This is a genomic window from Nocardia sp. NPDC052112, assembly GCF_040680135.1.
Lineage (GTDB): Bacteria > Actinomycetota > Actinomycetes > Mycobacteriales > Mycobacteriaceae > Nocardia.
On record NZ_JBFAWD010000061.1, the window covers coordinates 268 to 6,655 of the forward strand.

Below are 6,388 nucleotides of genomic sequence, written 5' to 3' on the forward strand. Positions count from 1 at the left end.
CGGACGGGGTGAGTCTTGCGCCTGACAGGCGCGGGCGGTTCGGCCATTTGGATGCGAGATGGGCCGCGAACGGGTCGTTCGTAAGACTTGCTCCGTGGTGGTCGCTGGTTGTGGGGCGCGTTCGGTACCTGATGTACGCGCACCGGACGGGGTGAGTCTTGCGCCTGACAGGCGCGGGCGGTTCGGCCATTTGGATGCGAGATGGGCCGCGAACGGGTCGTTCGTAAGACTTGCTCCGTTGTGGTCGCTGGTTGTGGGGGGCGTTCGGTACCTGATGTACGCGCACCGGACGGGGTGAGTCTTGCGCCTGACAGGCGCGGGCGGTTCGGCCATCTGGATGCGAGATGGGCCGCGAACGGGTCGTTCGTAAGACTCGCTCCGTTGTGGTCGCTGGTGGCGGGGCGTTCGGTACCTGATGTACGCGCACCGGACGGGGTGAGTCTTGCGCCTGACAGGCGCGGGCGGTTCGGCCATCTGGACGCGAGATGGGCCGCGAACGGGTCGTTCGTGGGGCTTGCTTCGTGGGGGTCGCTGGTGGCGGGTCGTTCGGTACCTGATGTGTACGTGCCGAGACTCGTGGCTGTGCTTCGACGGCCCCGGACACGGGATGGGCGGCGAGCTCCCCGCTCTGGAGACTCGCTCGGTTGAGAACATGTGAGCGGGTCGGATGTGCGTTCGTCCGGCGCTGGGGGCCAGCGCCTGTGGGATGACTCGGTCGCGTCGATAGCCGTACGTCGCGCGGATGCGAGACGGGCCGTGAACGTCGCTCGTATGACTGGCTCCGGTGGGCTGGGGTGAGCGGTGGCGCTCGCGGTCGTTGACCTGCCGAGTATTTGCTACCCGCGAGTAGGTATTCGGTCGTATACCCGTTACGCTGCACGCATGCCGTATCTGGAACGTGATGGGGATGTGTTCATCGTCTACCTCGGGAACGAGGGGCAGACCGATAGCGAGAACCGTTTCCATCCGGATTGGATCGATGCGTTCCATGGGCTTTTGGACCAGGTGGAGGCGTCCGAGGGGCCGGCGGCCCTGGTGACCACGGCGAGTGGGAAGTTCTACAGCAACGGGCTCGATACCGATTGGCTGTTCGGCAACCTGGACAAGATGCACGGGTACCTCGATCGCGTGCACAGCATCTACACCCGGCTGCTGACCTTCCCGCTGCCGACGGTGGCCGCCGTCAACGGCCATGCCTTCGGCGCGGGCGCCATGCTCGCCACCTCGCACGATTTCCGGGTGATGCGCGCCGACCGCGGCTTCTGGTGTCTGCCCGAGGTGCACCTCGGCATGCCGTTCACCATCGGCATGAATGCGCTGCTCACCGAGCGCCTCGCCAACCAGGTCTGCGTACAGGCCATGACCACCGGACACCGCTTCGCCGCCGATGCGGCCATCAGTGCGGGCATTGTCGATGCGACGGCGGATGCCGATGTGTTGCTGAAGTCCGCGATCGAGCGTGCTGGCGCCCTCGCGGCAAATCGCAAGCCGAATCTGCCGGTGATCAAGCGGGCGCTGCACGCCAAGGCGCTCGCCGGGCTCGCGACGCCGACCACCCCGGAGAATCTGGCGTTCGCCCCGGGATAACCGCAACTCGAGCGAAACCCTTGCACAGCGCGGTGGCATCGCCCCGTGGCGCAGGATGCGCCCGATCGTCGCCGCAGTGCCAGACTGTGTGCCATGCCACCACCGCGCAGCGGGCACCCAGAATCACGCACGGACGACCACGTCGCGCAAGCCGGTCGTTTCGAGCGACCGGCGAGCAGTCGCTCCGGCGCCGCCGCGGCAGAGGCCGCGATCCTGGCCGCCGCGCCCGAACTGATCGCGCTCTCGCATTCGATCCACGCCGAACCGGAGCTGGCGTTCGAAGAAACCCGCAGCGTCGCCAAGACCATCGCGCCGCTGGCCGAACGTGGTTTTGCGATCGAGACCGGCATTGCCGAGCTGCCGACCGCTTTCCGCGCGACCTATGGATCCGGTGACCTCACCGTCGGTATCTGCGCCGAATATGATGCGCTGCCCGAGATCGGGCACGCCTGCGGGCACAACATCATCGCGGCATCCGCGGTCGGCGCCGGCATCGGCCTCGCCGAGGTGGCCGACGCCCTCGGTATCACCGTTGTCGTCTTGGGCACCCCCGCCGAGGAGAGCGGCGGCGGCAAGGTGCTGATGCTCGAGCGCGGCGTCTTCGACGATGTCGCGATGGCGATGATGGTGCACCCCGGCCCGCTCGATATCGTCGACGCGCGCTCGCTGGCGCTGGCGGATCTGGCGGTGGTCTTCCACGGCCACGAGGCGCATGCCAGCGCGGCCCCGGAATTGGGCCGCAATGCGGGCGACGCGGTGACCGTCGCGCAGGTTGCTCTCGGATTGCTGCGTCAACATCTCCGACCCGGACAGCAACTGCACGGTATAGTCAGCGACGGTGGCGTAGCCCCCAACATCGTTCCCGGACGTGCGGAACTGCTGTATTACCTACGCGCAGTCGACTCCGCATCCCTCGACGATCTGATGCGACGAGCGTCGGCTTGTTTCGAGGCGGGTGCGCTGGCGACCGGCTGCACTCACGAAATCCGGACGGTTGCGCCGACATATACCGAGCTGACGCCCGACCCAGGATTACTGTTTGCCTATCGCGAGCAGATCGTCGACTTGGGCCGGGTGCCGATCGCACCGGAACTCGAGGCGCAGCGACCGCTCGGGAGTACGGATATGGGCAACGTCACCAACGTCGTACCGGGCATACATCCGGTCATCGGCATAGATGCCGGTGGGGCGGTGACGCATCAGCCCGGCTTCGCCGCGGCGAGTGTCAACGCCTCGGCGGATCGTGCGGTAACCGACGGCGCGATCGCGCTCGCGCGTACCGCGATCGCCGTAGCCCGCGATCAAGTACATAGGGACAGGTTGTTGCAACGGCTCGTCCAACGACAGGAGGAGATTCGGTGAGCATTACCGGCCGTTCCGCGGCGCACGCGACACGCTCGGGGACGGCGACGCGCGTGACCATGGGGGGCCAGGGCAGCGCCGCGCAATCGGATATCGCGGCGGCCGGACCGGATGCGGTCGATTCCTGGCTGGCCGAGCACACGGTCGATCTCGTCCAGTGGCGCCGGCATATCCACGCGAACCCGGAGCTATCCCGCACCGAATTCGCCACCACCGAGTTCGTCTCGGCCTGGCTGACCAAGGCGGGATTGACGCCGCAGAAGATGCCCAACGGCACCGGAGTGCTCTGTGACATCGGGCCGGTGGACGCACCGCGTATCGGACTGCGTGCCGATATGGACGCGCTCCCGCTGCAGGAATTCACCGGCCTCAGCTTCGCCTCGACTGTTCCGGGCGTCTCGCACGCCTGTGGTCACGACGCGCACACCACGATCCTGCTCGGCACCGCGCTCGCGCTGGCCGATCAGGAGCTGCCGGTGGGCGTGCGATTCGTCTTCCAACCCGCCGAAGAGGTAATGCCGGGTGGTGCCATCGATATGGTCGCCGCCGGTGCGATAGAGGGTGTGGACCGGATCTTCGCACTGCACTGCGATCCGCGTCTCGAGGTCGGCCGGGTCGGCATTCGGGTAGGTGCGATCACCTCGGCCGCCGACACCATCGAACTGGTCCTCGATTCGCCGGGCGGGCACACCTCGCGTCCGCATCTGACCAGCGATCTGGTCTACGCCATCGGCACCGTGATCACCGGCCTCCCCGGCCTGCTCAGCCGCCGCATCGACCCGCGCACCAGCACGGTGATGGTCTGGGGCGCGGTCAGTGCGGGCAAGGCGCCCAATGCGATTCCGCAGACCGGCATGCTCACCGGCACCGTCCGCACCGGCGATCACGCGACCTGGTCGCTGCTGGAGCCGATGGTGCGCGAGATCGTGGACGGCCTGCTCGCCCCGACCGGGGTCCGATACCAGTTGAACTACCGGCGCGGTGTGCCGCCGGTGGTCAATGACGAGCAGTCGACCAGGATGTTCGAGGACGCGATCCGCGCGCTCGGCCCGGACGCGCTCTCGGACACGATGCAGTCCGGCGGCGGCGAGGATTTCTCCTGGTACCTGGAGGAGGTGCCGGGCGCGATGGCACGCCTCGGGGTCTGGGCCGGTCACGGCGAACAGTTGGATCTGCACCAGCCGACCTTCGATATCGACGAGCGCGCACTCGCCGTCGGCGTCCGGGTGCTCAGCAATATCGTGTTGAACGCGGGCTGACGAAGCCGGGAAGGCGGCCGACCTCGATGAGGTCGGCCGCTCGGCACGTCTGTTCAGCTGCCGAAGAATCCGGGTCCGACGTTCTTGCTGTTGCGGGTGCGTAGCGCGTGCACGTATTCCGCTGGCGCGCCGGCCTTTTCGGCGGCATCGGCCATTACGCCGATATAGCGCGCCGATGGTAGCCCGCCCTCGTATGCATCGAGTACATACAGCCAGGCCAGGATGGGGTCGGAACCGCTGCCAGCACTCGGTGTCACGCGCAGCCGGATCTTGCGGTGGATGCCGAAATCGGAACCCTCCCAGCGGTCGAGGCGCTGCTCGTCCTCGGGGGATACGTCGTAGAGCACGACGAATACCCGCGAGCCCGGCTCCTCGACGACGGTGGCCAGCGGGCCTTCCCAGCCGATGTCGTCGCCGCTGAAGGTGAGACGCCAGCCCTCCAACCAGCCCGTCCCGTACATGGGGGAGTGCGGACAGCGCTCGAGCATCTGGGACGAGTCCATGTTGGACCCGTAGGCGGCGTAGATCGGCACGACGCAAGGGTATCCAATAACCCGCGCGCAACGTCTCTATCCCGGCGAGATGACCGTGTGTTCGCCAGCTAACGTTGTGTACCGGCACCGGAGATCCCGGTCGAACAGCTCCAGCGGAGGTATCCATGACCCGCATAGCGATCATCGGTGGCGGCCCGGCCGGTTATGAAGCGGCACTGGTGGCGGCCCAACACGGAGCCACGGTCACCGTGATCGATAGCGACGGCATCGGCGGGGCGTGCGTCCTGTGGGACTGTGTGCCGTCGAAGACCTTCATCGCCTCGACCGGCGTGCGCACCGATCTGCGTCGCGCCCGTGACCTGGGCATTACCCTCGATCCGAGCCAGGCCCAGATCGAATTGGGCGAGGTGAACGCGCGCGTGAAGGCGCTGGCGCTGGCCCAGTCCTCCGATATCCGATCCAAGGTGCAGGCCGCGGGCGTGACGGTGCTGGCCGGTCGCGGAGAGCTCGGCGATCCGGCCACCGGGGTGGCCGCGCACCGGGTGCGCGCGCTCCTGGCCGATGGCACCGAGGAGGCCATCGAGGCCGAAGTGGTGTTGATCGCCACCGGTGCGAGCCCGCGCGTGTTGCCCGGCGCAGAACCCGATGGCGAACGCATCCTGAACTGGCGTCAGCTCTACGACCTGGAGGAACTCCCGGAGACCCTGGTCGTGGTCGGCTCCGGTGTGACCGGCGCCGAATTCGTCTCCGCGTATACCGAAATGGGTGTGCGGGTGAAGTTGGTCTCCAGCCGCGACCGGGTGCTGCCCGGTGAGGACGCCGATGCCGCGCTAGTGCTCGAGGATGCGCTCGCCGAACGCGGTGTCGAACTGGTCAAGCATGCCCGCGCCGATGCGGTGGAGCGCACCGCCGAGGGCATTGTGGTCAAGCTCTCGGACGGCCGCACGGTCACGGGAACCCATGCGCTGATGACCGTCGGCTCGGTCCCCAATACCGATGACCTCGGCCTGGAGCGGGTCGGCATCGAACTCGATCGCGGTGGCTATCTGCGGGTGGACCGGGTGTCGCGCACCTCGGTGCCCGGCATCTACGCGGCGGGCGACTGCACCGGCCTGCTGCCGCTGGCCTCGGTGGCCGCCATGCAGGGCCGCATCGCGATGTACCACGCACTGGGTGAGGGGGTCAGCCCGATCCGGTTGAAGACGGTCGCCTCGGCGGTATTCACCCGTCCGGAGATCGCGACCGTCGGCGTGAGCCAGACCGCGATCGACAATGGCGAGGTGCCCGCGCGCACGGTGATGCTGCCGCTGAACACCAATCCGCGCGCCAAGATGTCGGGTCTGCGCAGGGGGTTCGTCAAGATCTTCTGTCGGCCCGCGACCGGTGTGGTCATCGGCGGTGTGGTCGTCGCCCCGATCGCCTCGGAACTCATTCTGCCCATCGCGCTCGCGGTTCAGAACAATCTGACCGTCACCGATCTCGCCCAGACCTTCTCGGTTTACCCGTCGCTGACCGGCTCGGTCACCGAGGCGGGCCGCCTGCTGATGCGTCACGACGACCTGGACTGATATTTTTGGCAGCGCCTGCGGCGCTGCGTGTTCGCGGCCCCCTTCAGTCTCGCGTCCGAGCCGTCGAGACTCGCGACTTCGTCGGCAGCGGGGGGGCGGCGGGGGCGCGAGGCGGGCG

The 6,388-nt window shown here is 67.5% G+C and carries 5 protein-coding genes; 4 read left to right on the forward strand and 1 reads right to left on the reverse strand.

Features of this window, described 5'->3' with window-relative positions:
- The first annotated feature begins 882 nt into the window (after nt 1-882).
- The 3 genes from AB0L58_RS42745 to AB0L58_RS42755 all read left to right on the forward strand — a co-directional run bounded on the left by AB0L58_RS42745 (nt 883) and on the right by AB0L58_RS42755 (nt 4,208).
- Nucleotides 883-1,587 carry an enoyl-CoA hydratase-related protein gene (locus tag AB0L58_RS42745; protein WP_364397394.1) on the forward strand — a complete coding sequence of 235 codons (705 nt, stop codon included), beginning with the start codon at nt 883-885 and terminating at the stop codon, nt 1,585-1,587.
- Between the two features lie 93 nt (nt 1,588-1,680).
- Nucleotides 1,681-2,949, forward strand: coding sequence for a M20 family metallopeptidase (locus tag AB0L58_RS42750; RefSeq protein ID WP_364397397.1), 1,269 nt, complete (start codon nt 1,681-1,683; stop codon nt 2,947-2,949).
- A gap of 59 nt (nt 2,950-3,008) precedes the next feature.
- Entirely contained in the window at nt 3,009-4,208 is a 1,200-nt protein-coding gene (locus AB0L58_RS42755; protein ID WP_364397406.1) for a M20 family metallopeptidase, read from the forward strand.
- 53 nt (nt 4,209-4,261) lie between these two features.
- Here the strand turns inward: AB0L58_RS42755 and AB0L58_RS42760 are convergent, their stop codons facing one another.
- On the reverse strand, nt 4,262-4,741 hold the full coding sequence (locus AB0L58_RS42760) for a gamma-glutamylcyclotransferase (RefSeq protein WP_364397400.1): 480 nt from the start codon (nt 4,739-4,741) through the stop codon (nt 4,262-4,264).
- A gap of 125 nt (nt 4,742-4,866) precedes the next feature.
- On the opposite strand from AB0L58_RS42760, the gene AB0L58_RS42765 reads away from it, so the two are divergent.
- Nucleotides 4,867-6,270, forward strand: a complete 1,404-nt coding sequence (locus tag AB0L58_RS42765; protein WP_364397403.1) for an NAD(P)H-quinone dehydrogenase — start codon at nt 4,867-4,869, stop codon at nt 6,268-6,270.
- Nucleotides 6,271-6,388 lie beyond the last annotated feature (118 nt).